The 26,144-nt window shown below is 72.0% G+C and carries 24 protein-coding genes and 2 tRNA genes (1 of these 26 cut by a window edge); 8 read left to right on the forward strand and 18 right to left on the reverse strand.

Translation table 11 applies throughout. The features are described from left to right. Window positions 1-19: 19 nt before the first annotated feature. The 9 genes from ACWDD7_RS01930 to ACWDD7_RS01970 form a co-directional block, all read right to left on the reverse strand. Window positions 20-817 carry an HAD family hydrolase gene (locus tag ACWDD7_RS01930; protein ID WP_450455699.1) on the reverse strand — a complete coding sequence of 266 codons (798 nt, stop codon included), beginning with the start codon at window positions 815-817 and terminating at the stop codon, window positions 20-22. Then, the gene (gene serS / locus ACWDD7_RS01935) at window positions 814-2,091 is read right to left on the reverse strand and encodes a serine--tRNA ligase (RefSeq protein ID WP_351867090.1); all 1,278 of its coding nucleotides are present in this window, start codon (window positions 2,089-2,091) and stop codon (window positions 814-816) included. The genes ACWDD7_RS01930 and serS overlap by 4 nt, the downstream gene beginning before the upstream one ends. Window positions 2,092-2,599: 508 nt before the next feature. Beyond that, on the reverse strand, window positions 2,600-3,532 hold the full coding sequence (gene pheA / locus ACWDD7_RS01940; RefSeq protein WP_351867087.1) for a prephenate dehydratase: 933 nt from the start codon (window positions 3,530-3,532) through the stop codon (window positions 2,600-2,602). Between the two features lie 137 nt (window positions 3,533-3,669). Beyond that, a complete protein-coding gene (efeB, locus tag ACWDD7_RS01945) occupies window positions 3,670-4,944 on the reverse strand; it encodes an iron uptake transporter deferrochelatase/peroxidase subunit (protein ID WP_450455701.1) in 1,275 nt (424 codons plus the stop codon). Between the two features lie 8 nt (window positions 4,945-4,952). Next, a complete protein-coding gene (locus ACWDD7_RS01950; protein WP_450455703.1) occupies window positions 4,953-6,932 on the reverse strand; it encodes a copper resistance CopC/CopD family protein in 1,980 nt (659 codons plus the stop codon). A gap of 14 nt (window positions 6,933-6,946) precedes the next feature. Then, entirely contained in the window at window positions 6,947-7,408 is a 462-nt protein-coding gene (locus tag ACWDD7_RS01955; protein WP_450455705.1) for a copper chaperone PCu(A)C, read from the reverse strand. Beyond that, a complete protein-coding gene (locus ACWDD7_RS01960) occupies window positions 7,405-8,061 on the reverse strand; it encodes an SCO family protein (protein ID WP_450455707.1) in 657 nt (218 codons plus the stop codon). Before ACWDD7_RS01960 ends, ACWDD7_RS01955 begins: the two co-directional genes overlap by 4 nt. A 96-nt stretch (window positions 8,062-8,157) precedes the next feature. After that, on the reverse strand, window positions 8,158-8,919 hold the full coding sequence (locus tag ACWDD7_RS01965; RefSeq protein ID WP_450455709.1) for a YcnI family copper-binding membrane protein: 762 nt from the start codon (window positions 8,917-8,919) through the stop codon (window positions 8,158-8,160). 115 nt (window positions 8,920-9,034) lie between these two features. Further along, window positions 9,035-9,880 carry a hypothetical protein gene (locus tag ACWDD7_RS01970; RefSeq protein WP_450455711.1) on the reverse strand — a complete coding sequence of 282 codons (846 nt, stop codon included), beginning with the start codon at window positions 9,878-9,880 and terminating at the stop codon, window positions 9,035-9,037. A 212-nt stretch (window positions 9,881-10,092) separates the two neighbouring features. Between ACWDD7_RS01970 and ACWDD7_RS01975 the strand changes: the two genes are divergently transcribed. After that, window positions 10,093-10,530, forward strand: coding sequence for an ATP-binding protein (locus tag ACWDD7_RS01975; protein WP_351867066.1), 438 nt, complete (start codon window positions 10,093-10,095; stop codon window positions 10,528-10,530). Window positions 10,531-10,551: 21 nt separating this feature from the next. Next, the gene (locus tag ACWDD7_RS01980) at window positions 10,552-11,115 is read left to right on the forward strand and encodes a GNAT family N-acetyltransferase (protein WP_351867063.1); all 564 of its coding nucleotides are present in this window, start codon (window positions 10,552-10,554) and stop codon (window positions 11,113-11,115) included. 105 nt (window positions 11,116-11,220) lie between these two features. Here ACWDD7_RS01980 and ACWDD7_RS01985 read toward each other — a convergent pair whose 3' ends face one another. Both ACWDD7_RS01985 and ACWDD7_RS01990 read right to left on the reverse strand, forming a co-directional pair. After that, window positions 11,221-12,681, reverse strand: coding sequence for an aminopeptidase P family protein (locus ACWDD7_RS01985; RefSeq protein WP_450455714.1), 1,461 nt, complete (start codon window positions 12,679-12,681; stop codon window positions 11,221-11,223). A 191-nt stretch (window positions 12,682-12,872) separates the two neighbouring features. Next, on the reverse strand, window positions 12,873-14,288 hold the full coding sequence (locus ACWDD7_RS01990; protein ID WP_450455716.1) for a PP2C family protein-serine/threonine phosphatase: 1,416 nt from the start codon (window positions 14,286-14,288) through the stop codon (window positions 12,873-12,875). Between the two features lie 610 nt (window positions 14,289-14,898). Here ACWDD7_RS01990 and ACWDD7_RS01995 point away from each other — a divergent pair. Next, the gene (locus ACWDD7_RS01995; protein WP_450455717.1) at window positions 14,899-15,567 is read left to right on the forward strand and encodes a bifunctional DNA primase/polymerase; all 669 of its coding nucleotides are present in this window, start codon (window positions 14,899-14,901) and stop codon (window positions 15,565-15,567) included. Between the two features lie 397 nt (window positions 15,568-15,964). Then, the gene (locus tag ACWDD7_RS02000; RefSeq protein ID WP_351867052.1) at window positions 15,965-16,468 is read left to right on the forward strand and encodes a hypothetical protein; all 504 of its coding nucleotides are present in this window, start codon (window positions 15,965-15,967) and stop codon (window positions 16,466-16,468) included. Window positions 16,469-16,720: 252 nt separating this feature from the next. On the opposite strand, the gene ACWDD7_RS02005 is transcribed toward ACWDD7_RS02000, so the two are convergent. The 3 genes from ACWDD7_RS02005 to ACWDD7_RS02015 all read right to left on the reverse strand — a co-directional run bounded on the left by ACWDD7_RS02005 (window position 16,721) and on the right by ACWDD7_RS02015 (window position 19,452). Then, window positions 16,721-17,710, reverse strand: a complete 990-nt coding sequence (locus tag ACWDD7_RS02005) for a DUF5926 family protein (RefSeq protein WP_392212200.1) — start codon at window positions 17,708-17,710, stop codon at window positions 16,721-16,723. 168 nt (window positions 17,711-17,878) lie between these two features. After that, window positions 17,879-18,535 carry an ATP-binding protein gene (locus ACWDD7_RS02010; protein ID WP_450455719.1) on the reverse strand — a complete coding sequence of 219 codons (657 nt, stop codon included), beginning with the start codon at window positions 18,533-18,535 and terminating at the stop codon, window positions 17,879-17,881. 86 nt (window positions 18,536-18,621) lie between these two features. Beyond that, window positions 18,622-19,452, reverse strand: coding sequence for a glycerophosphodiester phosphodiesterase (locus ACWDD7_RS02015; protein WP_392212196.1), 831 nt, complete (start codon window positions 19,450-19,452; stop codon window positions 18,622-18,624). A 323-nt stretch (window positions 19,453-19,775) separates the two neighbouring features. Between ACWDD7_RS02015 and ACWDD7_RS02020 the strand changes: the two genes are divergently transcribed. Both ACWDD7_RS02020 and ACWDD7_RS02025 read left to right on the forward strand, forming a co-directional pair. Continuing rightward, on the forward strand, window positions 19,776-21,308 hold the full coding sequence (locus tag ACWDD7_RS02020; protein ID WP_450455721.1) for a S1C family serine protease: 1,533 nt from the start codon (window positions 19,776-19,778) through the stop codon (window positions 21,306-21,308). Window positions 21,309-21,401: 93 nt separating this feature from the next. Next, window positions 21,402-21,488 (forward strand) — tRNA-Ser (locus tag ACWDD7_RS02025). 223 nt (window positions 21,489-21,711) lie between these two features. Here the strand turns inward: ACWDD7_RS02025 and ACWDD7_RS02030 are convergent. The 4 genes from ACWDD7_RS02030 to ACWDD7_RS02045 form a co-directional block, all read right to left on the reverse strand. Further along, complete coding sequence (locus ACWDD7_RS02030; RefSeq protein ID WP_450455722.1) at window positions 21,712-22,071, reverse strand: ASCH domain-containing protein; 360 nt, start codon at window positions 22,069-22,071, stop codon at window positions 21,712-21,714. After that, window positions 21,953-23,182, reverse strand: coding sequence for a hypothetical protein (locus tag ACWDD7_RS02035; RefSeq protein WP_450455724.1), 1,230 nt, complete (start codon window positions 23,180-23,182; stop codon window positions 21,953-21,955). Before ACWDD7_RS02035 ends, ACWDD7_RS02030 begins: the two co-directional genes overlap by 119 nt. 639 nt (window positions 23,183-23,821) lie before the next feature. Next, a complete protein-coding gene (locus ACWDD7_RS02040; protein ID WP_450455726.1) occupies window positions 23,822-24,262 on the reverse strand; it encodes a hypothetical protein in 441 nt (146 codons plus the stop codon). Between the two features lie 55 nt (window positions 24,263-24,317). After that, on the reverse strand, window positions 24,318-25,547 hold the full coding sequence (locus ACWDD7_RS02045) for a helix-turn-helix domain-containing protein (RefSeq protein WP_450455728.1): 1,230 nt from the start codon (window positions 25,545-25,547) through the stop codon (window positions 24,318-24,320). Window positions 25,548-25,743: 196 nt separating this feature from the next. Here ACWDD7_RS02045 and ACWDD7_RS02050 point away from each other — a divergent pair, with 196 nt between their 5' ends. Together ACWDD7_RS02050 and ACWDD7_RS02055 are read left to right on the forward strand one after the other, a co-directional pair. After that, window positions 25,744-25,959: a hypothetical protein gene (locus ACWDD7_RS02050; protein ID WP_450455730.1), complete on the forward strand. Its 216-nt coding sequence runs from the start codon at window positions 25,744-25,746 to the stop codon at window positions 25,957-25,959. Window positions 25,960-26,075: 116 nt separating this feature from the next. Further along, window positions 26,076-26,144 (forward strand) — tRNA-Ser (locus ACWDD7_RS02055) (it continues 118 nt past the right edge of the window).

Consider the following 26,144-nt stretch of genomic DNA (forward strand, 5'->3'; position numbering starts at 1 on the left):
GGTGCCGCCGGGCCCGCGGCTACGACAGCAGTTGTTCGAGTATCGCCGCGATGCCGTCCTCCTCGTTCGAGGACGTCACCTCGTCGGCCACGGCCTTCAGCTCCTCGTGGGCGTTGGCCATCGCCACGCCCCGGGAGGCCCAGCCGAACATCGGGATGTCGTTCGGCATGTCGCCGAAGGCGATCGTGTGCGCCGCCCTGAGGCCGAGCCGGCGCGCGGCCAGGGACAGACCCGTCGCCTTGGAGAGGCCGAGCGGGAGGAGCTCCACGATGCCCGCGCCGGCCATCGCGACCGAGACGAAGCCGCCGGCCGCCTGCCGGGCCGCCTCCGCCAGCTCGTCGTCGCCCAGCGTCGGATGCTGTATGTAGATCTTGTTCAGCGGCGCCGCCCAGAGATCGGACGCGTCGGTGAAGGGGACCGCGGGAAGGGGCCCCGCGACCGCGTACCCGGGCCCCGCGAGCACCTCGCCGTCCAGCCCGTCCCGGCTCGCCGCGAGGTGCAGCGGACCGACCTCCGCCTCGATCTTGGCCAGCGCCACGCCCGCCAGCTGGCGGTCCAGGGTGACGGACGTCAGCAGGCGGTGCGCCCCGGCGTCGTACACCTGGGCGCCCTGGCAGCAGACCGCGAGGCCGTCGTAGCCGAGGTCGTCCAGGATCTCCCGGGTCCAGGGGACGGCCCGGCCGGTGACGACGATGTGCGCCGCGCCCGCCGCGGTGGCCGCGGCGAGCGCGTCACGGGTGCGCTGGGAGATCGAGCCGTCGGAGCGCAGCAGCGTCCCGTCGAGGTCGGTCGCGACGAGCCCGTAGGGGAAGCTCACCTGGCCACCGGCTCCAGGACCTCCCGGCCGCCCAGGAAGGGGCGCAGCACTTCGGGGATCCGGACGGAGCCGTCGGCCTGCTGGTGGTTCTCCAGAATGGCGACGATGGTGCGCGGTACGGCGCACAGCGTGCCGTTGAGCGTGGCGAGCGGCTTGACCTGCTTGCCGTCGCGGACGCGGATCGACAGGCGCCGGGACTGGAACTCGGTGCAGTCCGAGGTCGAGGTCAGCTCGCGGTACTTGCCCTGGGTCGGGATCCACGCCTCGCAGTCGAACTTGCGGGCCGCGGAGGAGCCGAGGTCACCGGAGGCGACGTCGATCACGCGGAACGGCAGCCCCAGCGAGGTCAGCCACTGCTTCTCCCACTCCAGCAGCCGCTGGTGCTCGGCCTGGGAGTCCGCGGGGTCGACGTACGAGAACATCTCGACCTTGTCGAACTGGTGCACGCGGAAGATGCCCCGGGTGTCCTTGCCGTGCGAACCGGCCTCGCGGCGGAAGCAGGGCGAGAAGCCCGCGTAGCGCAGCGGCAGCTTGTCGGCGTCGAGGATCTCGTCCATGTGGTACGCCGCGAGCGCCACCTCGGAGGTGCCGACCAGGTACAGGTCGTCCTTGTCGAGGTGGTACACGTCCTGCGCGGCCTGGCCGAGGAAGCCGGTGCCGGCCATCGACTGCGGACGGACCAGCGCGGGGGTCAGCATCGGGGTGAAGCCGGCCGCGGTGGCCTGGGCCATCGCGGCGTTCACCAGGGCCAGCTCCAGCAGGGCGCCGACGCCGGTGAGGAAGTAGAAGCGGGAGCCGGAGACCTTGGCGCCGCGCTCGACGTCGATCGCGCCGAGCAGCTGGCCCAGCTCCAGGTGGTCCTTGGGCTCGAAGCCCTCGGCACCGAAGTCGCGGATGGTGCCGTGCGTCTCCAGGGTGACGAAGTCCTCCTCGCCGCCGACGGGCACGTCGGGGTGGACGAGGTTGCCGAGCCGGAGCAGCAACTCCTGGGTCTCGGCGTCGGCCGCGTCGCGCTCGGTGTCGGCGGCCTTGACGTCGGCCTTGAGCTGCTCGGCGCGCTTGAGCAGCTCGGCCTTCTCGTCGGCGGAGGCCTTGGGGATCAGCTTGCCGAGCTGCTTCTGCTCGGCACGCAGTTCGTCGAAGCGGACGCCGGAAGACCTGCGCCGCTCGTCGGCAGACAGGAGGGAGTCGACGAGCGCGACGTCCTCTCCACGGGCGCGCTGGGACGCGCGCACACGGTCGGGGTCCTCACGGAGCAGGCGAAGGTCAATCACGGGGCCAAGGCTACCGGTGCGGGGAAGCCGCTCACGAATCACTATTACGGAGCGCCTCGATTTGCGGCTTACGGTGCGTTATGCGCTCATTGCCGGCCGGGTCAAGGGAAAGTGTCTCACTCCCTGGGACGGGGCACGCGCCGGGCGGGCGGTTGACCCGAATTCCTTGCGGGGAACGGAACTTGGCGGGGGCGGTTGTCCACAGAAATCCACACCGCCCGAAGAGTTATCCACAGGGTGTGGGGAAGTTCTGTGGATACGGGAATTGATCACTCCGGATCCGTTGGGCGGCTTGCAGAATTCCCTGGCCAAAGTGGATCGACACCCACTATCGGGTGGAAACCGGTCGCCCCAAAAGATGAACCAAAGGAAACGGGTGGACGAAGGGTGGGTCAGGCGACGGTTGCCTCGTCTGTGCGCTGTGGGGCGATTTGTCGACCAGGTCGCACTTCGCTGTCGACTTGTCCCCAGGTCGAGAAGAGCGCCTGTGGATAACTCTTGTGGATAACTAGAAGCGGCCGTCCTGGCAGCGCGCCACCCAGTCCGCGGCTTGCATGAACTCCTCGTCGGAGGTCCCCGGCCGCACCGCTCGGGCCTGGCCCGGTTCGATGTCGGCGCGCGGGTACGAGCCGAGGAAGCGCACTTCCAGGCAGAGCCGCTTCAGGCCCATGAGCGCCGCCGCCATCCGGCGGTCGGAGATATGGCCCTCGGCGTCCACGCAGAAGCAGTAATTGCCGATGCCCGCGCCGGTCGGCCGGGACTGGAGCAGCATCAGGTTGATCCCCCGCGAGGCGAATTCGCCGAGCAGGTCGCGCAGTGCGCCGGGGTGGTCGGTGCGCTGCCACAGCACCACCGAGGTCTTGTCGGCGCCGGTCTTCGCGGCGGGCCGGGCCGGGCGGCCGACCAGCACGAACCGGGTCTGCGCGTTCTCCGCGTCGTGGATCCCGGTCTCCAGGGCCTCCAGGCCGTACCGGGCGGCGGCGAACTCGCCCGCGAAGGCGGCGTCGTAGCGGCCCTCCTGGACCAGCCGGGCCGCGTCCGCGTTCGAGGCGGCCGACTCCCAGACGGCGTCCGGGAGGTTGGCCTTCAGCCAGTTGCGCACCTGCGGCTGGGCCGCGGGGTGGGCGGAGACCGTCTTGATGTCGGCGAGCCCGGTGCCCGGCCGGACGAGCAGCGCGAAGGTGATGGACAGCAGCACCTCGCGGTAGATCATCAGCGGCTCGCCCGCCACCAGGCCGTCCAGGGTGGCGGTGATGCCGCCCTCGACCGAGTTCTCGATCGGCAGGAACGCGGCCTCGGCCTCGCCGGCCCGTACCGCGTCCAGCGCGGACTGCACCGACACGTAGGGGATCAGCGCCCGGGTGGCCGCCTCCGGCAACGTCCGCAGGGCCACCTCGGTGAAGGTGCCCTCGGGGCCGAGATACGCATAGCTCGCTGGCATGGTCCTCACCCTAATGGCCGCGGGCCGTCATAGCTCAGGTGTCTCAAGATGACCACTCGACCGGGTGGTTTGACCCCGGAAATTCCGCGGAGCCGAGGAAAGGCCGATCCGAGGCCGGATCCGGGCACGGGACCGGCTCACCCCTCCAGCAACCGCTGTCCCACGTACTCGCCCTTCCCCGCCCCGCCCGGCACCGCGAACAGTCCGCTCGCCTCGTGCCGGATGAACCGCGACAGCGCGTCGCCCCGGTCGAGTTTGCGCTGCACCGGCACGAAGCCGCGCAACGGATCGGCCTGCCAGCACACGAAGAGCAGTCCGGCGTCCGGTGTCCCGTCCGCGTCGATGCCGTCGTGGTACGAGAACGGGCGCCGCAGCATCGCCGCCCCGCCGTTCTTGTCCGGCCGGGTGATCCGCGCGTGCGCGTTGAGCGCGATGACGTAGTCGCCCTTGGCGTCGGCCTTCTCCAGGTCCATCGGCGTCGTCTCCTGCCCCCCGGTCAGCGGCGCGCCGTCGGTCTTGCGCCGCCCGATGACCTGCTCCTGGGCGGACACGGACAGCTTCTCCCAGTCGTCCAGGAGCATGCGGATGCGGCGCACGACGGCGTAGGAGCCGTTCGCCATCCACGCGGGCTCGCCGGAGGCGGGCACGAAGATCTGCTTCTCGAAGGCGGCGTCCGTCGGCTTGGGGTTGCGGGTGCCGTCGATCTGGCCCATGAGGTTGCGGGCCGTCATCGGACGGGCGGTGGCGCCCGGGGCGCGGTTGAAGCCGTTCATCTGCCAGCGCACCCGCGCGGCGGCCCCGGCGTCCTTCTGTATCGCGCGCAGTGCGTGGAAGGCGACCAGGGCGTCGTTCGCGCCGATCTGCACCCACAGATCGCCTTCGCCGCGGGCCTTGTCGAGGCGGTCGGAGGAGAAGTCCGGCAGCGGGTCGAGGGCGGCGGGCCGCTGCTTCTCCAGGCCGGTGCGGGCGAAGAAGCTGCGCCCGAAGCCGAAGGTGACGGTCAGGGAGGAGGGGCCCGCGTCCCGCGACACGTCGGTGTCGTCGTGCGGGGCCGGCTCGCCCGCCATCAGCCGCTCGGCCGTCGTCGACCAGCGGCGCAGCAGGGCCGCCGCCTCCTTGCGGCCCGCGCCCGCCGCCAGGTCGAAGGCGATGAGGTGGCCGCATGCCTGGAGGGCCTCGGTGATGCCCGGCTGGTGTTTCACGTGAAACATCGCCCGGTCGGAGCCCACCGAGGTGAGCGGGGTGCCCGGGGCGGGCGCGGCGGCATAACCGGCGGCTCCGGCCGCCGTGCCGAGCACCAGCCCGGTGGCGCCCGCGGTGCCGAGCAGGGTGCGGCGGGAAACGCCCCCGGAACGGGGCTCGGGCGCCGGGGCCTCGGGGGTACGGGCCTGCTGGGTGGACTGGTCGGTCATGGTCTGTTTCAGCCGATCTGCGCGTTCTTGGAGACGGTCACTTCGTCGATGTCGGAGGTGCGCACGGTGACGGCGACCTTCCAGCCGCCGGCCATCGGGATCTGCACCCCGTCCGCCGACCAGTGGCCGGTGGTGATGTGTTCGGGGGACACGGTGAGCGGGCCGATCTTCCTCGCCTCCAGGGTGAGGGCGATCTTCACCTCGGGGACGTCGAAGGGCTGCCCGTCGGGTGTGCGGACGAAGAGGTGCAGCTCGTTGGCGCCCGCGTGGGCGGGGTCGAGGTCGAGGGCGACCACGCCCTTGCCGTTCGTGCCGCCCGTGTCGAAGGGCAGGTTCAGGCTCACGGTGTCGTTCGTGGGCACCGTGACGGAGCCGGTGGAGGTGGCGCCCCTGGCCTCCTGCTCGGTGCGGCCCGGCTCGGTCTGCGTCAGCGCCGTGGTGACGGCGAGCAGGACGACCGCGACGGCGGCCTCGGCGAGTACCGAGCGGCGCAGCCCGAAGCGCCCCGCGTCGCCGTCCCGCAGCCGCTTCTGCCGCGCGGCGTCCACCGCGGCCCGCTGCCGGGCGAGCTGGGCGGCGCGGGCTGAGCCGCCGAAGTCCTCGCAGGCCTCGGAGTCCCGGCCGGCGGAGCCGGACTCGACCGCGTCCCGCGCGGTCCTGTCCGCGGCGGCCGTGTCCGGCCCGGCCGCCTTCGCCGCGGTGACGGACTCCCTCTCGGACCCCTCCTCGTGCGGGACCTTCTCCCCCTCCGCGCCCTGATCCGCGAGCCGCCCCGTCCACCGCCGGGACACCGACGCGATGCCCACCATGACCGCCACCAGGGCGATCTTGGCCAGCAGCAGCTGCCCGTACCGGGTGTCGGTGAAGGCGGACCAGGAGCCGAGCTGGCGCCAGGACTGGTAGACGCCGGTGGCGACGAGGACGAGCACGGAGCCGAAGGCCAGCCGGGAGAAGCGGCGCACGGCGGCGGCCTCGACCGGCGTCTCCGCGGGTGCCCGGTACAGGGCGACCAGCAGCGCGGTGAGCCCGCCCAGCCAGGCGGCGACGGCCAGCAGGTGGACGACGTCGACCGGCATGGCGATGCCCGGCTGGAGCCCCACCGAGGCGTGCTCGGCCATCGCCCAGCTGCTCGCGAGCCCCGCCGCGACCACCACACCGCCGAGCCCGAGCCCGAAGGTCAGGTCCCGCTTCTCCGCGCCCTCCTCGCGCCGCTGGTACGAGCCGAAGAGGACGGCGATGAACAGCGCGGCGGCGGCGAGCAGCAGCAGCCGGGAGACCAGCGCGGCCCCCGCCTTGGTCTGCAGCACCTGGCCGAGCAGCCCGAGGTCGAAGACGTCGGCGACCTTCCCGGAGCTGGTGTACGAGCCGCGCAGGAGCAGCAGCCACAGCGTGGCCGCGGTCAGCGCCAGCCAGCCGCCGACGACCAGCCGTTGCAGGGCCCGTACGCCCGCGCCGCGCCGCCAGCAGACGAGCACGAAGGCCGCGCCACCCGCGAGCACGATGAAGCCGGCGTACGACACGTACCGGCCGGCCTGGTAGAGGTCGCCGACGACCCCGCCGCCCACGGTCGGTCCGCTGCCGGGGACCACGGTCCGCGAGGGAGCCCCGATGGAGAAGGTGTAGGCGCCGGCGACGGGGTGGCTGTCGGCGGAGACGACCTCGTAGGTGACCGTGTACGTGCCCTTGCCCAGGCCGCCCTTGAGCCGCACGGCGTAGGTCGTCCCGCTCACGTTGGCGGGCGCGCCGGTCTGGACGGCCCTGCCGCCGGGGTCGAGGACGCGCAGCGAGTCGTCGTTCACCGCCACCTTCTCGGAGAAGGTGAGCGAGACCCGGGCGGGCGGCTGCTGGACCACCGCCCCCTGCGCGGGGTCGCTGCCGGTCAGCGCCGCGTGCGCGGCGGCCGGTCCGGCGCCCGCGAGCAGCGCGCCGGCGACGGCGAGGAGCAGCAGCACCAGGGTCCGCAGGCGGGGGGTGGTGGTCCGGGTCACGGTGGTCCCTTCCCTCAGTGGCCGGTCATCGGGTGGTACGTGGCGGACTTCACCGGCATCTCGACGGTGAGGGGCCCGCTCTTGGCGAAGGTGAGCTTCAGTTCGACCGTCTGGCCCTGCCGCGGCCTGTGCCGCAGCTGCTCGAACATCAGGTGGTTGGCACCGCTCCTGAAGACGAGCCGGCCATGGGCGGGTATGGCGAAGGAGGACTGCTCCCGCATCTCGCCGCCCACGGTGCTGTGCATGGTGACCTGGCCGGCGGCGTCGCTGGACACCGAGGTCAGCTCGTCCTTCGTACCGCCCTTGTTGGTGATCGTCAGGAAGCCGGCGGCCATGTCGGCGGAGACCGGCTGCGGCATGTACGAGCCGCTCACCGACAGTTCGGCCTTCGAGGCACCGGACCCGGAGCAGCCCGTGAGCGCGAGCGCGCCGGTGAGGGCGGCGGTGGCCGCCAGGACGGCGGGGCGGCGGCTCACGGCCTGGCCCCCTCGACCAGCTTGGGCAGGTCCTTGATGTAGTCGTCGACCGTGGCGTCCTCGCCGTAGAGGACGTAACCGGCGTTCGTCTTCGGCGAGAAGGCGATGACCTGGGTGCCGTGGACGGAGACGAGCTTGCCGTCCTTGTCCTTCGTCGTCGGCTCGACCGCGATGCCGACCGAGCGGGCGCCGGCCTGGACGGCCTTGAAGTCGCCGGTCAGGCCGATGAACCGGGGGTCGATGCCCTTGAGCCAGCTGCCGAGCGCGGCCGGGGTGTCCCGGCCGGGGTCGGTGGTGACGAACACGACCCGCAGGTCGTCGCGCTGGGCCGGGGTGAGCGACTTCTGGGCCGCGACGGCGATGTTGCTCATGGTCGCCGGGCAGATGTCGGGGCAGTGCGTGTAGCCGAAGTAGAGCAGGGTCGGGTGGCCCTGGGTCTCCTTGCGGAGGTCGTACTTCCTGCCGTGGGTGTCGGTGAGTACCAGGCCGGGCTTGTCCCAGGGCTGGTCGAGGACGGTGGCGGGGCCGCTGCTGCCGGAGTCCTGCGAGAGCGAGGAGACCGGCGACCGGTCGGCCTTCTGGCCGCCGCAGGCGGAGAGGGTCAGGGTGGCGGCGGCGAACAGCGCGGCCGCGGCGAACGTCTTCTTGCGCATAGAGAAATGTCCCAGATGTGATAACTCCGGCGCGCACCGGGGTCGTACGGGAGCCAAGCCTGGCACGGCTCCGGCGCGCGCCGCGGAAGGGCGGGGCTAGACGGTGCGGCGGCGGCCGGCGAGGACGCCGTAGGCCACGCCCGCGGCGCCGACGACGATCCCGGCCATGCCGAGCACCCGGGCGGTGGTGTCACTGCTGCCGCCGGAGCCCGGGGCGGCGGCCGCGTTCTCCTTCTCGGCAGCGGAGTTCTCGTCGTCGGAGGCGGCATGGGCGCTCGCCGTGCCGTGCTCGTCGGCGGGGGCGGTCAGCTGGAGCACCGGGGCCGGGCTCTGCGGCTCGTCCTGGCCCGCCCGCGGCACCTCGATCCAGCGCACGACCTTGTCGTCGGAGTACGTCTGGAGCGCCTTGAACACCAGCTGGTCGGTGTTGTCGGGCAGGGCGCCGACGGAGAGCGGGAACTTCTGGAAGTAGCCGGGCTCGATGCCCTTGCCGTCGGCGGTCCAGGTGACCTTGGTGACGGCCTGGTCGATCTTGTCGCCGTGCACGGTCACCGGCTCGGCGAGCTTGGTCCTGGTGAGCTGCACGCTCCAGCCCGGGAGGGGCTGGGCCATGACGGAGGCCAGCGGGTGGTCGGTGGGGAGGTTCACCTCGACCTTGGTGGTCGAGGCGTCGTCGCGCTCGTTGGGGACCTTGAAGTCGACGACCGCGTAGCCGCCCTTGGCCGCGGCGCCCTCGGGCTGCACGGTCACGTGCGCGAAGGCGGGGACGGACAGGGCGAGCACGGCGGTACCGGCGACGGCGGCACCGGCGGCGACGCGGGCGGCCGTACGGCGGGAGACGATCTGGGAAACCTGCATGGCAGGAGCACTCCACGGTGAGAGTTCCGGTGAGGGGAAGGGTGCGCGCGGGCACGCGTGCCGCGCGACGGCGGCCCTTCTCCCCGGATCGGATCCCCGGAGTGGTCGCGTCGCGTCAGGCGGCGAGCCGGAAGGCGGCGGGTGGGCCGCGCCGGATCACCGTGTGCTGGAGCGTGAGGGCGCCCGGAGCGGGCGGCGCGTCCCGGTGGGCGCGACGGCCGCGCGGACCGGGTCCGGTGGTGGCAGGCAGCCCGGCGCACAGGGCGAGCGCCAGGGTGAGGGCCGCGCGCAGGGACCGTACGAGCGCCGTCTCGGCGACTTCGTGGACCGACAGTTCGAGCAGCCGCAGCACGGCCAGGTCGCCGCGGCGCAGCAGCCAGCCGACGGCGACGGCCGCGAGGACGTGCCCGAGCAGCATCGGCAGCGAGGGCAGCAGCGCCGCGGAGGCGCCGGTGGCGTCGGCCGCGTGCTGCACGGGCACGGGGACCCCGGCCACGGGGCGGCCCGAGCGGTCGATGAGGCGGGCGGCGAGCAGCAGGTGGAAGGCGTGCCCGGGGGTGAGCGCGGCGGCGTTCGCCCCGCACAGCAGCCGGGTGGCCCGTTCCACCAGCGCGGCATCGCTCAGCGCGGACCCCGCCGCACCGGTCTGCCCCGTCGGCATCCCGCCCATGGCCATGGCCGCGCCGTGCTGGCCCAGGCCGAACAGCGTGTGCAGGGCGGTCTGGCCGAGCGCGAGGAGCGCGGCGATGCCCGGCAGCGAGCGGGCCCGACCGGCGAGCGGGATCACCAGCAGCAGGGAGCCGAGGAAGCCCGCGCCGAGCGTCCACAGCGGCACGCGCGCGCAGGAGGCCAGGGTGTGCCCGGCCGCGGCCAGCACGACGCAGACCGCGGCGAAGACCGCGGCCCGCAGCATCCGGAGCCCGGCTCCGGGACGCGCCGTGCGCGCGTGAGGGGCAGACATGGCGGGCTCATCATCCCACCGCGCCCCGCGTCGCCCTACGTCAGGTCCGGGCCAAACGTCCCTCCACCCACCCGAGGGGTACGTCCCTCATACACCGATTCCTCCCGGGCCGCATCGGCTGTATGGGCGGAGTCACGTCAACGGTGTGCTTACGGCCACCTATGGGCGGCAATAGGTATCGGTATGTCGAGCCGCGGCCTGGAGGCTGGAGCATGAGCATCTGGTGGTCACTCCATCTGCGCCGCGAGGCCGCGAGTGTGCCGCTCGCGCGGCGGCTGCTGATCGGCACCATGGAGACCGCCGGGGTCGACCCGGAGATCTCCTACGACCTCTCCGTCGCCCTCAGCGAGGCGTGCGCCAACGCCGTCGAGCACGGCGGCGACGGCGGCACCTCGGCGGTCTACCGGGTGACCGCGTACCTCGACGGCGAGAAGTGCCGTATCGAGGTGGCCGACTCGGGGCCCGGCTTCCACCACACCCGCGAGTTGCGCCCCGCCCGCCCCGACGCCGAGCACGGCCGCGGCCTCTGTCTGATCCGCGAACTCGCCGACCACGTCCACATCGGCCCCAAGCCCGGCCGCCGTGGCACGGTGGTCAGCTTCGACAAGATCCTCAAGTGGCGCGACGACGCACCGCTGCTGGCGGTGTAGCTCCGGCCCCATAGTGGTGCCATGAGCATCGAGAACGGGGAGATGGCGGCCGGGGTGACGCTACGGCCGCTCGCCCTCGGGGACGCGGAGGCGCTGGCCGCCGCCTACACGGTCAATCGCGCGCACCTCGCGCCGTGGGAGCCGGTACGGCCGGACGCCTTCTTCACCCCCGAGGGGCAGCGGGAGCGGATCGAGGGGCTGCTGCGGCAGCGCGCCGAGGGCTCGGCGGTGCCCTGGGCGTTCGAGGAGACGGACGGGCGGATCGTCGGGACCATCACCCTGACGGGGATCAGCCGGGGCCCCTTCTGCAGCGCGTACCTCGGCTACTGGGTCGCCGCGGACCGGCAGGGCCGTGGCCTGGCCAGTGCCGCCGTGACGCGGGTGTGCCGACTCGCGCGGGACACGGTGGGCCTGCACCGGATCGAGGCGTCCACCCTGGTGGAGAACACCGGTTCGCAGCGCGTGCTGGAGAAGTGCGGGTTCGAGCTGATCGGTACGGCGCCGAACTACCTTCACATCAACGGGCGTTGGCGGGACAGCCGGCTGTTCCAGCGGGTCCTGCACGACAGGGACCCCGTGCTCTGAGCCGCCCCGGGCGCGGGGGAGCGCGCGAGGGCTCGGAGCACGGGTCACCCGCGGACGCGAACGGCCGGGCACCTCCCGGTACCCGGCCGTCCCGTCACCTCGGGTTCAGCTCTTGAGCGAGGCCATCCACGCCTCGACCTCGTCGGAGCGCCGCGGCAGACCGGCCGACAGGTTCCGGTTGCCGTCCTCCGTCACCAGGATGTCGTCCTCGATCCGCACCCCGACGCCCCGGTACTCCTCCGGCACGGTGAGGTCGTCGGCCTGGAAGTACAGGCCCGGCTCGACGGTGAGGACCATGCCCGGCTCCAGGGCCCCGTCCACGTACGTCTCGGTCCGCGCCACCGCGCAGTCGTGGACGTCCATGCCGAGCATGTGACCCGTGCCGTGCAGGGTCCAGCGGCGCTGGAGGCCCAGCTCCAGGACGCGCTCGACCGGACCCTCGACCAGGCCCCACTCGACCAGCTTCTCGGCCAGCACCCGCTGCGCGGCGTCGTGGAAGTCGCGGTACTTGGCGCCGGGCTTCACCGCCGCGATGCCGGCCTCCTGGGCCTCGTACACCGCGTCGTACACCTTCTTCTGCAACTCGCTGTACGTGCCGTTGACGGGCAGCGTGCGCGTGACGTCGGCGGTGTAGAGGGTGTGCGTCTCCACGCCGGCGTCGAGCAGCAGCAGGTCGCCGGAGCGGACCGGGCCGTCGTTGCGGACCCAGTGCAGGGTGCACGCGTGCGGGCCGGCGGCGCAGATGGAGCCGTAGCCGATGTCGTTGCCCTCGACGCGGGCGCGCAGGAAGAAGGTGCCCTCGATGTAGCGCTCGCTGGTGGCCTCGGCCTTGTCGAGGACCTTCACCACGTCCTCGAAGCCGCGCACCGTGGAGTCGACGGCCTTCTGCAGCTCGCGGATCTCGAAGTCGTCCTTGACCAGGCGCATCTCGGAGAGGAAGACGCGCAGCTCCTCGTCGCGCTCGGCGGTGACCTTGTCGGTCAGGGCCGCCTCGATGCCGGCGTCGTGACCGCGCACGACGCGCACCGGGCCGGTGGCCTCGCGCAGCTTCTCGGCCAGCTCGCGCACATCGGCGGCGGGGATGCCGTACAGCGCCTCGGACTCGGTGAGGGAGTGGCGGCGGCCGACCCACAGCTCGCCCTGGCCGTCGAGCCAGAACTCGCCGTTCTCGCGGTCGGAGCGGGGCAGGAGGTAGATCGTCTCCTGGTGGCCCTCGCCCTCGGGCTCCAGGACCAGGACGCCGTCCTCGGTCTGGTTCCCGGTGAGGTACGCGTACTCGACGGAGGAGCGGAAGGCGTACTCCGTGTCGTTCGAGCGCGTCTTCAGGTTGCCCGCCGGGATCACCAGGCGCTCGCCCGGGAAGCGCGCGGAGAGCGCGGCGCGGCGGCGGGCGGTCTCGGCGGCCTGCTCGATGGGCTTCAGGTCACGGAGCTCGGTGTCGGCCCAGCCGGACCGCATGTTCTCGGCCAGTTCGTCGGAGACGCCCGGGTACAGGCCGTTCTTCCGCTGCTTGATGGGCTCCTCGGACTCGGTTTCCGGGGTCGCCGGAATGAGTTCGTCGGCCACGTGATCCTCCTCGGTACGGCGTGTGATCTCCCCCGGGCGGTCCGTGTGGCTCGCCGCGGTGGGGTCACTGTGTCCGAGCCGGGGACCTCCATCATCGTACGGTCGTATCGGGAGGGGATCGGGGGCGGATGCCCTGTTATGCCTGGTCACCGCCCGGTCACCGACCGGTCATGCCGGATCGGGGCGCCGTCTCAGTCGAAACGGGCCGCCAGCAGCACCACGTCCTCCCCGTTGTCGGCGGCGTCCGGGCCGTCCGGCAGCACCGCGCGCAGCACGTGGTCGGCGACCGCCCCGGGGTCCTGTCGCAGCGCCCGCGGGACACTCGCGGCGGCCGTGCGCAGCCGGGCGAAGGCGCGGTCCACGGGGTCGCCGGTACGGTGCAGCAGCCCGTCGGTGTAGAGCAGAACCGTCTCTCCGGCTTCGGCCTGGATCTCCACGCTGGGCGCCTCCCAGCACGCGAGCATGCCGAGCGGCGCGGAGACGGAGGTCTCGGCGAACTCGGTGCGCCGCTCACCGACCAGCAGCGGCGGGCTGTGCCCGGCACCGGCGAGGGTGACCCGGCGCAGCGCGGGCTCGCAGTAGGCGAACAGGGCGGTGGCCGAACGCGCGGGCTCGGTCAGCCGCAGCAGCAGCTCCAGATCGGACAGGACGGCGACCGGGTCCTCGCCCTCCATCACGGCGTACGCGCGCAGGGAGGCGCGCAGCCGGCCCATCGCGGCCACCGCGCTCGGTCCCGAACCGGTGACCGAGCCGACGGACAGGCCGAGCGCCGCGTCCGGCAGCGGCAGTGCGTCGTACCAGTCGCCGCCGCCGTGTGGTCCGGTGCGGTGCCGGGCGGCGAGCCGGATGCCGGGCACACGGGGCAGCCGGGAGGGCAGCAGCTCCTCGGCGACGGTCGCCAAGCACGCGCGGGCGCGCTCCAACTCCCGCAATCGGGCGAGGTGTTCGGCGGCGTGCCGGACATAGAGGCCGGCGAGATGACGCTGCCGCTCGTGCGGTTCGGCGGGTTCGTCGTAGAGCCAGACGGCGGCGCCGAGGCGGCCGGCGGAGTCGGTGGCGAGGGGCAGGGCGTAGCTGGCGGCGTAGCCGAGGCGGGCGGCGACCTCGCGGTGCCGTGGGTCGAGGCCGTCCTCGGTGAACAGGTCGGCGTGGACGATCTCGCCGCCGCTCGCGGTGTCGGGCGCCAGCGCGCCGCGCGGCACGGTCTCCAGCTGGCCGAGGTCGGCGCGGCCGAGTCCGAGGCCGAGGGTGGTGCGGGGACCGAGTCCGTCGCCGGGCTCCAGGGCGACGAGGCCGCGGCGGGCGCCGACCAGGGCGGCTCCGGCGCGCAGCAGCTCGTCGAGGGCGGGCTCCAGGGCGCTGGTGCGGGTGAGCCGCTCGGTGAGTTCGTGCAGCGTGGTGAGGTCGGAGACCCAGCCGGCCAGGCGGTCCTGGAGGAGCGTGCCGGGGGCGGGGACCGGGGGGTGCGGGGCGGGGAGGGCGGGGGCGGTGCCCGTGGTGCTTCCCGGGACGGTTCCTGATGCGGAAGAGGCGGGCGCGACAGTGTGGGCGGGCGTGGGAACAGTGGGATCGATTCCAGCCACTTTCGGGGGGTGCGGGGCGCTCATGGCGCCCGGCCTTCAGACCGGTGCACAGTGCTCAAAAGCATCGCAAACCCCCATGTGATTCTGCGCCGCTAGCAGTGTCTCCACATGTACACGCACTCGTGAGGGGATGTCCAGCATTGTCCTGCGGGGATTCCTGGTGTCCAAGGGGCTGACGGGTGATTTCCCCGAAGCCCTTGCCTTACCGTCAAGTTGGCTTAAAACTGCCTGGGGGAACGGTCCACTGCGGTCGACTGGGCTCGCTCCACGGAGCGTCACAGCGGTCGTGATGGGTACGTACTCGGAGAAGGCCAGGGGTGGTTGGGGGCCACCCGGAACCTGGCGACGGACCCGGGCGTCATAGCCACCGACGGCCGAGCCCCATCCTCCCGTGGCGGAGGCGGAGAGAACCGCGCGCGACGGCAAACGCCATGCTTCGCCACCCCCACGCCCGTGACCGTGCCCTGCCTTGAGTGCCGTGGACGCGGCCACGGCCGACGCTCGACCCCCTGGGGATCCCTTGCCGTGTGCGGGGATGTGATGCGCCACCAGGTACGCACAGTGAAGTGATCGACACATGTTGTGATGTGGACCACGGTGTTGCCAGCGGTGCAACGGAAAGGAACGAGCGCTCATGCGCGAGATCCTCGGAAGGCGACGCAGGCTCCTGTCCAGGCGACGGAACGACGGGAAGCCTGAGCCGATCAGCGCGGCCCTGACCTTCGCGACGGAGTGGCAGTGGCCCGTACTCCCGGGTGTGGCCCCGGACCCGCAGGGCCGGGCCCGGTGCGGCTGCCCCGACCCGGAGTGCACGGTGCCCGGCGCCCACCCCTTCGACCCGGGCCTGCTCGCGGCCTCGACCGACGCGCGCATGGTGCGCTGGTGGTGGACCAACCGGCCGAGCGCGCCCATCATCCTCGCGACCGGCGGCAAGGCGCCCTGCGCGGTCAGCCTGCCCGCGCTCGCCGCCTCCCGCGCCCTCGCCCTGCTCGACCGGCGGGGCATGCGGCTCGGCCCGGTGATCGCCTCGCCCACCCGCTGGGCGCTGCTCGTCGAGCCGTACACCATGGCGCAGTTGGGCGAACTGCTGTACGCCAAGGACTTCGTCCCCGGCTCGCTGCGCTTCCACGGCGAGGGCGGCTATATCGCGCTGCCCCCCTCCGAGACCGGCGCGGGCACGGTGCGCTGGGAGCGGGCGCCGCTGCCGGGGTCGGCCGCGCCCTGGGTGCCGGACGTCGAGGCCGTGGTGGACGCCGTGGTCGACGCCCTCACTCGTACGGGTGTGAGCGCGCCCGAGTTGTAGGGGTGTCCGGCGCGCACCGTGCGGACGGGCGTGCCGCGCTCGTTATGTTCCGCCCATGCTGCGAATTCTTGGGGGCCATGGGACGCGTCGGCCGAGCCACGGGGGACTCGGGCGCCGACGACCGAACGGCGCGGGGCCGGGGCGCGACGGCGGGTCGGATCGTGGGCCGTCGGGTGACGGGAGCGCCGGTCTCCGGGCGTCGTCGGCCGAGGGCCGGACCGGCTCCCAGCCGTCGCCCGCCGGCGCCCGGAGCGACTCCCCGCCGTCCAGCGGCGGTACGACCGCGTTCCGGGGCGCCCCCGGCGGACCGGAGCCGCGGCCGAGGGCAGGCTTCCGGCGGGCGCGCTACGGCAAGGCCGATCCGCGGCGGCTGCATCTCGTGGGGCTCGCCTGTGCCGTGACCGTCGCCGTCGTCGTGCCGCTGACCGTGGCGTCCGCCGGGCAGGTCCGGGACGTGGGCGCGGCACTGGTGCCGGGCGCGCTGCGGCACGGGGACGGCAAGGATTCCCCGGCCGCGCCCGGCGGTTCGCCCGGTCTGCTGGACCTGGGCCTCGCCACCGCCGCCCGCTGCGGCCCCCAACTCAGCTCCCCTGAGGGCATCGAGGCGCAGACCTGCGTGCTGACGCAGGGCGCGGACACCTGGGCGCGCACCTACTACCGCAACGCCACCGGCACGTCGCTGGACGCCGGGCTGAGCCTCATGGGCCCCGGCGGGCGCACCACGCGGACGCGCTGCGACACGGGGACGGACGACGAGCCCGCCACCTGTGAGACGCCCCGCGAGCACAGCCGGGGCGGACCGGACGCCTATACGGCCGTCGCGGAGTTCGCCGAGCGCGGGCCCGAGGGTGCGCTGCTGCTCCGCTCGGGCAGCAACTCCGGTGAGTCGACAGCCGATTGACGCTGCGCGAGGGCCGGGCGCCGGACGCGGACATGGAAAGGCCCGGTTGCTGGCGACGGGGGATGCACCAGCAACCGGGCTACTGGAACGGTAACAAGAGATCGGCCGTTCGCAAATTCCGACTCAGGCATTCGGCCACCGAATTCCCGCCGATTCTCCTCTCGGAGCCACGTGTTGTGACCCGGGTCACCCGCCCCGGGGCCCGTGTCATGACTGACCGACCATTCAGTCATGACACTCGCTCGGGCGGCGTCAGCTCAGCGTGACCTGCCGGTTGGTGAGTCCGCCGCGGGCCCGGCGCTCCTCCGCGGTGAGCGGTTCCTCGACGGCGAGGGCGGCGGCCAGGCGCTCGGCGAACTCGGCGGCCGGCTTCTCCACGTCCTCCGCGCGGACCTCGCTCGGCAGGTCCCAGACCGGCACGGTGAGCCCGTGAGCACGGAAGGAGCCCACCAGCCGGGTGCCCTCGCCGAGGCTGGAGCGGCCCTGCGCGTGCAGTCGCGCGAGAGCGTCCAGAAGCCGCTCCTCCGGGTGGGGCATCACCCAGCGCAGGTGGTTCTTGTCCGGGGTCTCGCACCAGTACGCCGCGTCCACACCGGACAGCCGGACCGTCGGGATCGCCGCCGCGTTGGCCCGCTCCAGGGAGGCGGCGACCTCCGGGGTCGCGTTCTCCGCGTCCGGCACCCAGAACTCGAAGCCGCTGTGCACGACGGGCTCGAACGGGGCGTCGGCGGCCAGCAGTTCCTGCAGCCGGGGTCCGTCGGCGGGGGCGCGCCGGCCCTGCACCGGGGTGCCCGGCTCCGCCGCCAGCGCGCGCTGGAGGGTGTCGGCCAGGTCGCGGCTGATGTCGCCGGACGCCGTGTCGTTCTGCAGGCCGATCAGGACCGAGCCGTCGTCGCGGCGCAGGGCGGGCCAGGCCATCGGCAGCACCGTGGCGAGCGTGACCGACGGGACGCCCTCGGGCAGGCCGTCCTTGAGGGTCAGCTCGACCGTGGCGGCCGGGACCAGCTCGCGCAGCGCCACCCAGTCGCACTCGCCGGGCAGGCCCTCGAACGGGCGCTGCACCAGCTCGGTCACCGCGTGCGCGGCGGCCCGGCCGTGGCACGCCTTGTAGCGCCGGCCGCTGCCGCAGGGGCAGGGCTCGCGGCCGCCGACAACCGGAATGGCACCATCGGCGCCTGCGGCGCCCGCCCCGTCCGCCGGCTGCGGGCGCTGGGCCTTCGTCTGGGGTCGCTTCTTGGCCATCGTGGGTCTCTCCCGGTTACGGCTCTTCTGGTACGGCGGGAGCCTAGCCGTTCGGGCCATCGCCGACGGGAACCTGTGGACAACGTTCGCGCGCGGGGCGGCCGGCGGTGTGAACCGCGGACGGCGCCCGCCCGCCGGACCCCGGCGCCGCGCCCCCGTGACCTGCTCTCAGGCCAGGTCCTCGAACGCCTCCGCGAGATCCAGCCCGGACAGGTCCGGCGGCGCGGACGCGGTGAGCCGCGCGACGGCATGGTCGCGGCTGCAGCGGGCGTCCGGGTCGTGCACGTCCCCGTGGACCACCACCCAGACCGTCACCTCGCCGTGGACGTCGTCCCGTACGCCCCAGTCGTCGGCGAGCGCGGTGATGATGTTCAGCCCCCGGCCGCCGTGCGCCGTCACCGACGGGGTGGCCGGTGCCGGGCGGGTCGGACCCCCGCCGTCCGTGACCTCCACGATGAGCCGGCCGCGCGCGTCGACCCGCCAGGCGGCTCGTACGTCACCGTCGTCGTGCCCGTCGCCGTTCCTCGTCCTGGTGCCGTCCAGCGGCCGGCCGTGCTTGCACGCATTGCTCAGCAGTTCGGAAAGGATCAGTACGGCGTCGTCGACGACCGATTCCGACACGCCTCCGCCGCGCAGCTGCGCGCGCATCCGGCGCCTCGCGTCCCCCACGCCCGCAGGGCCATGGGGTACGGCCATGCACGACGACGTGGGCACCTCCTGTGCCACCACCAACGCCACCCCCGAGACCTCCTTCGCCCCACGCCACGGTGTGGATGCCCCAGTGACCTGTGCCGGAAACCGGCCAATCCCCTTCCGGTGACGCATTCGACACACGCGCACACGCAGCGAACGCGCCGGAGCACTCCCTGTGACGGTGATCCCGGCGCGCGGCGGGGTGTCAATAAGGAAGGTCAGCGGCCGAGCTGGTCCAGGACGGCGCGCGGGCGGTTGGTGATGATGGCGTCGACGCCGAGTTCGAGGCAGAGATCGACGTCCTCGGGCTCGTTCACGGTCCACACGTGCACCTGGTGGCCGGCCCGCTTCAGCCGCTCCACGTAGCCGGGGTGGTTGCGCAGGATGCGCACCGAGGGGCCCGCGATCCGCACACCCGCGGGCAGCCGGCCGTCGCGCAGCCGGGGCGAGAGCCACTGCACCAGGTAGACCGTCGGCAGCGTCGGTACGGCCGTGCGCACCCGGTGCAGCGAGCGCGCCGAGAAGCTCATGATCCGCACCGGCGACTCGGCGGCCGCGGCGGGCGCGGCCAGGCCGAACCGGTCCAGCAGGGTCAGCAGCTTCTCCTCGACCTGGCCCGCCCAGCGGGTGGGGTGCTTGGTCTCGATGGCCAGCTCGATGCGCCGCCCGGAGTCCGCGACCAGTTCGAGCAGCCGCTCCAGGGTGAGGACGGAGGTCTCCTCGCGGTCCTCGGGCCGGTGCTCCCAGTCCGGCTCCTCGATCCGGCCGCGGTAGGCCTCGCCGGTCTTCCAGGAGCCGAAGTCCAGGGCGGCGAGATCGGCCAGTTCCAGGGCGGAGACGGCGCCGCGGCCGTTGGAGGTGCGGTTCACCCGCCGGTCGTGGACGCAGACCAGGTGTCCGTCGGCGGTCAGCCGTACGTCGCACTCAAGGGCGTCGGCGCCGTCCTCGATCGCCTTGCGGTAGGCGGCCAGCGTGTGTTCCGGGGCGTCTTCGGAGGCGCCCCGGTGGGCGACGACCTGGACGGAGAGCTGTGGTGCGTGGGTGGTCACCGCGTCATGGTGCCACCCCGGTGGGGTACGCGGGGCGGCGCTCCTGCGTACGAGGGGCGAACGGTGGCACGCCACGCGCTGGTTTATGTAACTTTTGCGTTGGATGCCCTAAGTAAAGGCTGGGCCTGGACCCACAGGCACGGCTTATGGTGCTCTGACGGCCCGTGGGAAAAGCTGACTGCATACAGACTGGAACAGTGAACGCAGGACCATGCGCAGCCGCATCGTGACAGGCCACGACCAGCGTGCACGCGCCGCCGAGCGTGAACGAGCGTGACCGAGTGCGACCGAGGACAAACAGCCGTGGATCGAGGAGTAGAGCTGTGAGCACCGAGAACGAGGGCAACGCGGTACCTCCGGCCCCGTCCGCACCTCCCGTGCCGGTGGCCTCTCCCGACGCGTCCCCGCAGGCACAGGGCACCACGCCGGAGGGGACCGTGGGGCCGGCGGGCCCGGGGTACCAGACGGAACGGACCGAGCAGCAGGGGCAGCCGGCCCCGGCTCCCGAGGCGCCGTACGCGGGCGGGAGCGGCCCGGCGGTTCCGGGCGGCAACGAGCCGACCGCCCCGCTGCCGCCGGTTCCCGGGAGCGCCCCGCAGCCTCCCGCCGCCGGCCCCGCGGGCGCCTGGCCGCCCCCGCCGCCGTCCACTCCCGCCTACGCCGACGGCGCCGCCGCGGCCGGTGGCGCGGGGGGCTGGGGAGCGTCGTACCAGCAGCCCGCCCCCAAGCCCCGCGGACGCGGCGGCCTGGTCGCCGCGGTCCTGGTGGCCGCGCTGGTCGCGGGCGGTCTGGGCGGCGGCCTCGGCTACACCCTGGCCAGGAACAACGACAACGGCGGCTCCACCACCGTCTCCGCGTCCGACAACGGCGCGGCGCAGGTCAAGCGCGCGCCCGGCACCATCGCCAACGTGGCCGCCAAGGCGCTGCCCAGCACGGTCACCATCGAGGCCGAGGGCAGCAACGGCGACGGCGGCACCGGCACCGGCTTCGTCTTCGACAAGCAGGGCCACATCATCACCAACAACCACGTCGTGGCGGACGCCCTCGACGGGGGCAAGCTGACCGCGACGTTCCCGGACGGCCGGAAGTACGACGCCCAGGTCGTCGGGCACGCGCAGGGCTACGACGTGGCGGTCGTCAAGCTCAAGAACCCGCCGTCGGACCTCAACCCGCTGCCGCTCGGCGACTCCGACAAGGTGGCCGTCGGCGACGAGACCATCGCCATCGGCGCCCCCTTCGGCCTGTCGAACACGGTGACGACGGGCATCATCAGCGCCAAGAACCGCCCGGTGGCCTCCAGCGACGGCAGCGCCACGAGCAAGGCGTCGTACATGAGCGCCCTGCAGACCGACGCGTCCATCAACCCGGGCAACTCCGGCGGTCCGCTGCTGGACGCCTCCGGCGCGGTGATCGGCATCAACTCGGCGATCCAGTCCTCGGGCAGCGGTGGCGGCTTCGGTTCCGGCGGCCAGTCCGGCTCGATCGGCCTCGGCTTCGCCATCCCGATCAACCAGGCCAAGTACGTCGCCCAGCAACTGATCAAGACCGGCAAGCCGGTGTACGCCAAGATCGGCGCGTCCGTCTCCCTGGAGGACTCGACGACCGGCGCGAAGATCACCGACCAGGGCGCGGGCGGCGCCGCCGCGGTCGAGGCGGGCGGCCCGGCCGACCAGGCGGGCCTGAAGCCCGGTGACGTGATCATCAAGCTCGACGACTCGGTGATCGACAGCGGTCCGACCCTGATCGGCGAGATCTGGACGCACCAGCCCGGCGACAAGGTGACGATCACCTACAAGCGCGGCGGCCAGGAGCACACGGCCCAGCTGACCCTCGGCGCCCGCACCGGCGACAGCTGACCGCTTCCCACCGGGAGCGTCGCCACCAACGCCCCCGCGACCGCCCCCGGGCCGGTACGCTGTACCCCGCTCCGCCCCAGGTGGGCGGCGCGGGGAGGCGTGCCCGAGCGGCCTAAGGGAACGGTCTTGAAAACCGTCGTGGCAGCGATGTCACCGTGGGTTCAAATCCCACCGCCTCCGCACAGACCGTAGACGTACCGGCCAGAAGGGGTGCCCCTGATGAGGGGCACCCCTTCTGCATGCGTCCTGTCTCACCTTGATCCGGCTCTGTCACGTCGTTGATCAGCGCGTGTGGACCAGGCGTGGACCAGTTTTGAGGTGGCGCGAGCCCGACGTGGCGGAAGGCAGGCGCCGAGGAAGCCGCGCTGTCCCCCTCGGGGGGGGCGGGGGCTACGCGGCGGGCTTACTGGGGCAGCGGCTCGATTTCGATGGCGAGCGCGCCGAGCGCTTCCTTCTCCGCTGGGTAGATCTCGCGGATGTTGGCGAGCTGCTGCTCACGGGTGGAGGCCGGGTTGACGTTCGCCGGGCCCTCCCCGTCGAGCAGTTCCTCGAACGTCTTGTACTCCGTGACCCGCTTCACCAGCACGTCGCACGTCTCGTCCGTGCCCTTGATGCGGAAGCGGATGACGTCTCCGGCAGCCAAGTCATTGAGGTGGGGGTACTTCACCCGCACCTCGATCGTCTTCTGGCCAGCGGCGACGAGGTCGAAGTACCGGCGGTAGAGGTTCAGTTCGCGGACGCGTGCGGCGGCAGTTTCCGTCATTGGGCGGAACTCTCCTAGCTGTTGCAGTGGACATCAGCCGGCCGAGTTCACCGGCCGCGTACGAGCGGAAGAAGTGGCGTGGGTCAGCGAGTAACACGTCAGCCAGACCGAGCAAGCGGTCGACGTATTCAGCCAACGAGCCCGGCCACTCTCGGGTGTCGAGCATCCACGGGGCCGCACCGTCGGGCAAGGGCGCTTGCCTTTCGCGGATGAGAGACTTGGACAGCTTCGCGCCCGTGTCCGTGACGACCTGGGGGCAGAACAGCCGGGCGGGCAGTTGCCCGCGGGTGAGGCCGACGGCCTGTAGCGCGCCGTCGACGAGGAAGCAGCCGGGCATCCAGTCGCCGCCCTTGACCATGACGTACAGCGTGCCGACCGCTCCAGTGATGGCCAGCTCCTTGACCAGGTTCCGGTACAGCGTGGCCAGGTCCAGGTAGCCACCGTTGGCCGGTTCGATGACGACCTCGTATTCGCCATGGTGCAGGCATACGGCCGAGACGGTTGCCCGCTCGAAGCCCTCGTCACGGACGCGGGTTCGCTCCGCGTACTTCTCGGCCCACCCGCAGCCGGGACGCGGGCAGGGGACACGGACGTGCGGGACGCCGGACGACGGAGACAGGTACCAGCGGGCAGCGTCCATGCGAGGCAGCACGCGCAGCCAGGTGCGGCGGAAGTGCTCGCCCGCCTGCTGCTGGCTGTAGGTCTCGACCGAGTACGACACATGCAGGCGCTCGGACAGGGCCGTGAACAGCGGCCGGTACAGCGTGTCGACCTGTTCCGCGATGCCGGCCGCGCCCAGGGCGTGCGCGTAAGCCCGCTGGTAGCGGTGACCGGTCTTCTTGTCGGTGACGATGGCGTACGGCGCGTTGTCGAGGGCACCGAACTGGACTTCGGCCGGTACGCCGAACTTGTCGCGGATGCGCGCCGCAGTGGCAAACGTGAGCGACTGAACCAGGGACGTTCCGATGTGCGGCGCTCCGTTGATCTGCGTTCCCACCACGAACACGATCCGCTCCGGAGCCACGTTGACGATGTGCGGCCTGAGCAGGTCCTCAGCGCTGGTGAGCGCGTTGGCCAGCACGGTGTTCGGCGATACGGGATAGGTGGTCACCGTGTCTTCCCCTCGGTAGGTGGGCAGGGCTGCGCCGCAGAGCGACGAGAGTGCTTGAGCGGTAGAGATCCGGTCGGGTAGTGGACCCGCCCCCGCGCCGGGGGAACCAGGAAGGACGCGGGGGCGGGGGTCATCGGCGCCGTCTCTGTGTCTTCCGGCGACCCGTCCCTGCCGGGGAGTGGGGTGGACACCGGGCGGCGACGGGGATTTGCGGGGGTGCCGGGCGGCGTGTGGGCAGCGGATACACCCGGAGGAAGTACCGGGCGTCGTAGTCCGTCACCGCGAACATGAACGCGCGTCCTGTGGCGAGAGCGCGTAGCGCGTGCTCGTACGCCTGGTCACTGCCGGCCCACGCGCGCAGTTCGGCATCAGGGCGGGAAACCTTCGTCCCTGTGGTGACGAGCGGCGCATTCCAGAGGAATACGGTCCCGGGTTCCGGGGACAGGAGCCGGGCGAGGTGGAATGCCTGGGCGCGTAGCCAGCGGGCGGCGAGACGCGGAGACCGGCCGCGATGGGCGGCGAGCAGAACCTCGCGGGTGCCGCTGAGGTCGTGGGCGGTCGCCTCACAGCGGAACGCGATGGGCGACAGCATCGGGGGAAGTGCAGAGGCCGGCGGAGCGATCACCAGCATGGCCGGGGTCACCGATCGTGCTCCTGAGCCGATTCCCTTGCTTCGATCAGCTGGTCGAACTGCATGTAGTAGAGCTCGACTTGCATCGCGGTAAGCACGAGCATCGTCTCGCAGACGCTGCCGTCCTCGTAATGCACGGTGACCGGTACCGCGGCCTGCCGCGCGCGGTGGTCGTAGACGGCATCCCGCTTCACAGGCGTGACGTGCGTGACCGGGACGGGCACGGGCCGCAAGGTGCTTCCGTCAGACCTGGCCCGCCAGTCCTCGCCACCCTGGGCAGGGCGCAGTTGGTACGACGCTGAGATGTTACTCGGCAGAGCGACGACCACCCCGATCTCTCCGCCCTTGGCGAGGTCGAGTGCGAGGTCACCAAGGCGTGGTCGGAACGATGCACCAGGGAATAACTCGGCGTCTACTCGGGCAAGTTGCTTCGTGATTCGTTCGGCCATGCCCCGAAGCTAGGAAGGTCTCCGGGGCTCAATATGAACCGCAGGAATAAGACCCTCACCCGTCGAGGTGGAAGCGGTCTGACATGCGGCGCAACTTCTCATGGGTACTCGCACGCTCGGCGTACACGATGCTGCGCAGGGTTGACCGGGCGATGGGGTGATTGCGGATCAGCTGGGGGGCGATGCGCTCGGCCTTCTCCAGTTCCTTCAGCGCCTTGTCGCGGTTTCCGTCCCACAGCCAAGCGCGGGCCAAGTCCATGTGGTGATGCCCTTGACGGGAGTTGGGAAGCGACTCGACCAGCTCCTTACTCGTGCGCCGGTTTATCGAGAGGGCCTCACGTTGCTCATGCATCTCCAGAGCGACGCTGATCGCATGGATCTGCACGTTGCCCAGCGAGAAGGTCAGGCTGTGACGGTCATAGACCGGAGGGTCGACGGCCTCTGTCATCCGCTTGGCTGCACCCTGCGCGTGCTTGATCCGCTCCTTCGCTTCGGCCTTGCGACCACTCCGGGCAGCCGAGACCGCCGCGCGCAGTTGCAGTGACCCCCACGCCCGCACGGCCAGCGGCTTACCCTGGTCATATTCCTGCTGAACGCTGCGAATCGCCTTGTCAGAAAGGGCAATGGAGTCGTCCCAGTCTGCCGTGGCCCACATGTCCCAGACACGCATCCAGTCGGCGACAGCAGGCATGACAGAGTCGCCGGACAGCCGGGCCGACCAAGCGGCTCGCTCACACGCCATAGCGATCAGCTCAGGGTGTCCAAGGGCGTGCGCGGAGGTGTGGGCGAACTTGCAGCACACGGCGTAGACGGCGAACGCCTCTTCCCGCTCGTGCCCCGTGGAGACTTCAGCCAAGGCGCGTGCCTCACGGAACAGGTCGGGGAGAACTTCCATGATCGCCACGTTGGCGGCAGCGTCACGCAAACGGTGAAGGCGAGTGGTTTCCTGCCAGAGCTGGCGCGCTGGTCGGGGCGTGCCGTCGAAGACGGGGGCGAGGTCGTAGCGGCGCAACTCGCGCAGGATGGCTGCGGCGGAGACTTGCCACTGATTCTCCGCCGGGGAACTGTTGTACGGCCGCCCGATCAGGTCGTTCGGGTGCACGTGCAGCTCAGAGGCAAGCAGGTTGAGCAAGCCGACGCGATCGAGTTCGATGTGTCCGCGTTCCATCTTGGACACCCAGCCCTGCGTCTTGCCCAGGGCGGCAGCGAGGTCAGCTTGCGTCATGCCGAGGCGGAGCCTGGCACGACGTGCGCGACGGCCGATCTCTTCGGCTTCTTCCAACATCAGCGCTCCCCCCAAGAGGCGAGGCGCCGGCGGTCCAGCAGGCGGCGATGCATCGTGCTCCATCCATCGGGGCTTCTGCCCTTGACGGTACCGAGGCTGCGTGCGGCGTGTGGAGGGCTTACGGGTGGAAGGATGCTGGGCGGGCGGCCCGCACCGGCCCCTGGCAATGGGCGCGTCCACCTGTCACGATCGGGCCGTGGTCAACCTTTCGAAGATCGCGGAGTGGGCAGATGCACTCCTCGACTTGATGGGCCTGGCGGTCGGCACAACGCTGCTGGCGCTCGGTATCCAGACTTACCGCAACGGGGGTTCCGTGGGCTGGGCCATCGCGGGATCAGCTGTGTTCTTGATCAACCTCTGGGTGGCTGGGCGTCGCTTCGCCCGGCGCAGGAGGCTGACGCCGACGCCATAACGGCCGGCTCTGGGGGAACGGGACTGGGCCAGTGGACCCTGTATGGACCACAGACCCCGCGCACGAGGCCGGAGGCCGGTGGGCCGTAGCCGCTCCGCCCCAGGTGGGCGGCGCGGGGAGGCGTGCCCGAGCGGCCTAAGGGAACGGTCTTGAAAACCGTCGTGGCAGCGATGTCACCGTGGGTT

This window comes from Streptomyces sp. NPDC001056 (genome assembly GCF_053598955.1).

Excerpts from the sequence above, each read along its gene's own strand:
- ACWDD7_RS01970 (WP_450455711.1), bottom strand. The coding sequence starts at position 9,880 with ATGTCTGCCCCTCACGCGCGCACGGCGCGTCCCGGAGCCGGGCTCCGG.
- ACWDD7_RS02045 (WP_450455728.1), bottom strand. The coding sequence starts at position 25,547 with ATGTTGGAAGAAGCCGAAGAGATCGGCCGTCGCGCACGTCGTGCCAGG.
- ACWDD7_RS01965 (WP_450455709.1), bottom strand. The coding sequence starts at position 8,919 with ATGCAGGTTTCCCAGATCGTCTCCCGCCGTACGGCCGCCCGCGTCGCC.
- efeB (WP_450455701.1), bottom strand. The coding sequence starts at position 4,944 with ATGACCGACCAGTCCACCCAGCAGGCCCGTACCCCCGAGGCCCCGGCG.
- ACWDD7_RS02040 (WP_450455726.1), bottom strand. The coding sequence starts at position 24,262 with ATGGCCGAACGAATCACGAAGCAACTTGCCCGAGTAGACGCCGAGTTA.
- pheA (WP_351867087.1), bottom strand. The coding sequence starts at position 3,532 with ATGCCAGCGAGCTATGCGTATCTCGGCCCCGAGGGCACCTTCACCGAG.
- ACWDD7_RS01975 (WP_351867066.1), top strand. The coding sequence starts at position 10,093 with ATGAGCATCTGGTGGTCACTCCATCTGCGCCGCGAGGCCGCGAGTGTG.
- ACWDD7_RS01960 (WP_450455707.1), bottom strand. The coding sequence starts at position 8,061 with ATGCGCAAGAAGACGTTCGCCGCGGCCGCGCTGTTCGCCGCCGCCACC.
- ACWDD7_RS01995 (WP_450455717.1), top strand. The coding sequence starts at position 14,899 with ATGCGCGAGATCCTCGGAAGGCGACGCAGGCTCCTGTCCAGGCGACGG.
- ACWDD7_RS01990 (WP_450455716.1), bottom strand. The coding sequence starts at position 14,288 with ATGAGCGCCCCGCACCCCCCGAAAGTGGCTGGAATCGATCCCACTGTT.
- ACWDD7_RS01980 (WP_351867063.1), top strand. The coding sequence starts at position 10,552 with ATGAGCATCGAGAACGGGGAGATGGCGGCCGGGGTGACGCTACGGCCG.
- ACWDD7_RS02010 (WP_450455719.1), bottom strand. The coding sequence starts at position 18,535 with ATGCGTCACCGGAAGGGGATTGGCCGGTTTCCGGCACAGGTCACTGGG.
- ACWDD7_RS02030 (WP_450455722.1), bottom strand. The coding sequence starts at position 22,071 with ATGACGGAAACTGCCGCCGCACGCGTCCGCGAACTGAACCTCTACCGC.
- ACWDD7_RS02005 (WP_392212200.1), bottom strand. The coding sequence starts at position 17,710 with ATGGCCAAGAAGCGACCCCAGACGAAGGCCCAGCGCCCGCAGCCGGCG.